4 protein-coding genes and 1 pseudogene are annotated in these 2,845 nt (G+C 66.9%); all 5 read left to right on the forward strand.

Annotated features, from left to right (window positions below):
- A pseudogene (locus HMPREF0591_RS33530) lies at nucleotides 1-317 on the forward strand (hypothetical protein); the annotation flags it as partial.
- Entirely contained in the window at nucleotides 310-1,248 is a 939-nt protein-coding gene (locus tag HMPREF0591_RS25725; RefSeq protein ID WP_007171658.1) for a complex I subunit 1 family protein, read from the forward strand. The pseudogene HMPREF0591_RS33530 and the gene HMPREF0591_RS25725, both read left to right, overlap by 8 nt.
- A gap of 3 nt (nucleotides 1,249-1,251) precedes the next feature.
- Entirely contained in the window at nucleotides 1,252-1,815 is a 564-nt protein-coding gene (locus HMPREF0591_RS25730) for an NADH-quinone oxidoreductase subunit J (protein WP_007171659.1), read from the forward strand.
- Nucleotides 1,812-2,114 (forward strand): NADH-quinone oxidoreductase subunit NuoK, encoded by a 303-nt coding sequence (locus HMPREF0591_RS25735; RefSeq protein ID WP_007171660.1) that lies wholly within the window; start codon nucleotides 1,812-1,814, stop codon nucleotides 2,112-2,114. The genes HMPREF0591_RS25730 and HMPREF0591_RS25735 overlap by 4 nt, the downstream gene beginning before the upstream one ends.
- Nucleotides 2,115-2,158: 44 nt before the next feature.
- Nucleotides 2,159-2,845 (forward strand): proton-conducting transporter transmembrane domain-containing protein (locus tag HMPREF0591_RS25740; protein ID WP_040624061.1); only part of this gene is annotated, 687 nt, incomplete at its 3' end.

Below are 2,845 nucleotides of genomic sequence, written 5' to 3' on the forward strand. Positions count from 1 at the left end.
AGATGCTCGGCAAGTCCAGGTTGCTGCGCTGGTCATTGCGTGACCTCGCGCCGCTGACCGCTGAGACTCCCGACCACCGTCAGCTTCCCACCGCGCTTGCCGGCGATACCTACGACCGGCTACTCACCCGAGTCGATCTAGCGCGCACTCTCTTGCGAGAACCCCTAAGCCCCAGTGTATTTGTACTCGGTTCGACAAAGATAAGCGACGTACTGCCCGGGCTGGTGTGTGGTCTGGACGTGGCCACTGCCCGGCTGGTAGTCGCCAGTCTCGGCATCGACACCGCGCGCACCGACGAAAGCATCCCTCATGGGTGACCCGACGGTTACGACGGTGCCAGGTGTCTGGGCGCTGTGCGCCGCCGGGTTGCTCGGAGCGCTCAGCCTCTATGCTGCCTCCCTCGATGGTGTGCTGAGCACGCGCGGCGACGGTGTCCGCACGGCCGGAGCGGCCAGACCGCTTTGGGAGGTGGCGCGGCTGATGCGGCAGCGTCGGCGCACCACCGTCGCGGCGGACTCGCTGCTGTGGCGGATCGGTGTTACCGGTCTAATCGTCGCCGCCATGTTGATGGTGACCGTGGTTCCGTTGGGGCGATGGACGCTGTTCGATCTCGATGTCGGCGTTGTGTGGTTCAACGCGATGGACGTGATGGTGTGGGCGTTCGTGTGGCTCGCCGGTTGGGGCCCGAACTCGGCGCATTCGCTCATCGGCGGCTACCGCTTTCTGGCCCACGGTCTGGGTTATGAGCTGCCGCTGATGTTCGCGCTCGTCGCGCCGGCCATTGCCGCGCAGAGCCTGCGTGTCGGCGAGGTCGCCGCGTCCCAGGCTGGATTGTGGTTCGCGGTGTGGATGCCGGCCGCGTTTTTCGTGTATTGCCTTGGGGTGGTGGCATTTTCGGTGTGGGGGCCCTTTACGCCAGCGCTCGGCGGCGATGTCGCGGGCGGTGTGACCGCCGAACTCTCCGGTGTGGACCGGCTGGTGTTCTACGCCGGCCGGTATGCGCTGCTGGCCGCCGGTGCCGCGTTCGCGGTGCCGATGTTCCTCGGCGGCGGCGCCGGGCCGCTGCTGCCGCCTTGGTTGTGGGTGTTGGTGAAAACCGTTGCGCTGCTCACGGTTTTGGTGTGGCTGCGTCGACGGGTTTCGGTCTTTCGGCCGGAGAAGTTTATGGAGCTCGGCTGGGTGATTTTGCTGCCGGCCGTCCTCCTGCAAGACCTGGTCGTGGCTGTCGTCGCGGTTTGGAGGAGCTGATACATGATCGTCGACGTCGTCTATTGGATCTGCGCCGTGATCGCCGTGCTGGCGGGCGCGGCGGTCTTCCGGGTGACCTCGATGGCACGCGCCACGTATGCGCTGGCGGTGTCGTTCGTCGCTGTGGGTGTTGTGGTGCTGGTGCTGGCGCAGAACTACATCGGCGTGGTGACGATCTTGATGATGGTGATGGAGATGGCGGTGATGGCCGTCTATATGGTCATGTTCATGGGCATGAACCCGGCGCTGATGCCGATGAGCATGGTGCACGACAAGCGCCGGGCCCTCGCCGCCGCCGTGGGCACCTTCGTTCTGCTGGCGTCCGGGATCCTGGTGGTCGACTGGCCGTCGCGGCGCGGTGCGCCGCCACCCGATGTCACCGCCTCCCTCGGGCAGGAGTTGATGGGACCGAAGATGCTTGCGATGGCCGTGATCAGCCCAATCATGGTGGCTACCATTGTGGCCGGGATTGTGTTGGCTGCCAAGCGGAGCCGCTATGACCGGTTCGGCGATGACTTGAAACAACGACCCGCCCGCGACCCGCAGCCCGGAGGTGTCGGGCGATGACCCTCGACACGGTGCTGCTGGTGGCGGCGGCGCTGTTCAGCGTGGGACTCTACGGTGCGCTCTCCCAGCAGGTCGTGGTGATGGTGATGATGGGCCTGGAGTTGATGATCAACGCGATCATCCTTGCAGCCGCAGGCTTTTGGTGGTTCCTCGCACCGGGGCCCACCGGTCAGGTTTTGCTGCTGGTGATCATCGCGGCGATGACCGTGGAGATGGCGATGGGCTTCGCGGTCGCGACGCTGCTGCACCGTGAACACCGGGCCGACATGACCGACATGGCCGCTGAGCTGGCCGGCTGACCGTGGTAGTGGGCACACCGGCGCAGCTTTCGCTGTGGTTGCTGATGCTCGCGCCGGCGGTGGTTGGCGCGACGTTACTGCTGGGCCGCCGCATCGAGCGGCTTGCTGCGGCGATCGCGGTGACCACAGCGGCCGTCATGCTGGTGTTGTCGATCGTCGTGAGCTTTACCCGCCCCCGACTGGCCGTGGCGTTCATGGCCGGCACGGATTTCGCGTTGCGGGTTGATGCGCTGGCCGCGATTGTGGTTCCCGCCGTTGCGGCGGTGACGCTGCTGGTGTTGCTGTTCGCCGCCGGAGACATCCGGGAAGCGCCGGGCCGATTCCACGGGTTGATGCTGTTATTCGCCGCGGCCGTCGTCGTGACGACGACGGCAGCGACGTTGCCGACGTTGCTGTTGGCGTGGGAGGTGATGGGGGCGGCGTCGTATGCCCTGATCGGATTCTGGTGGCGCGACGAGTACCGGATGTCGGCCGGGCTCACCGCCTTCCTGACCACCCGCACCGCCGACCTCGGCCTCTACCTGGCCGCGGCGGCAGCGCTGGCCGGCGGCGCGGGGCTGGCGCTGGCCGACCTGCCTGCCGCGAGTAGTGGCTGGCGCGACGTGATCGCGTTCGGGGTGCTGGTCGCGGCCCTCGGCAAGGCCGCGCAGCTGCCGTTCTCGTTCTGGCTGTCTCGGGCCATGGAGGGCCCCAGCGCGGTCAGCGCGCTGCTGCACTCGGCCGCCATGGTT

Source organism: Mycobacterium parascrofulaceum ATCC BAA-614 (assembly GCF_000164135.1).
GTDB classification, from domain to species: domain Bacteria; phylum Actinomycetota; class Actinomycetes; order Mycobacteriales; family Mycobacteriaceae; genus Mycobacterium; species Mycobacterium parascrofulaceum.

Coding starts and splice junctions, on each gene's coding strand:
- HMPREF0591_RS25725 (WP_007171658.1), top strand. CDS start 310: ATGGGTGACCCGACGGTTACGACGGTGCCAGGTGTCTGGGCGCTGTGC.
- HMPREF0591_RS25730 (WP_007171659.1), top strand. CDS start 1,252: ATGATCGTCGACGTCGTCTATTGGATCTGCGCCGTGATCGCCGTGCTG.
- HMPREF0591_RS25735 (WP_007171660.1), top strand. CDS start 1,812: ATGACCCTCGACACGGTGCTGCTGGTGGCGGCGGCGCTGTTCAGCGTG.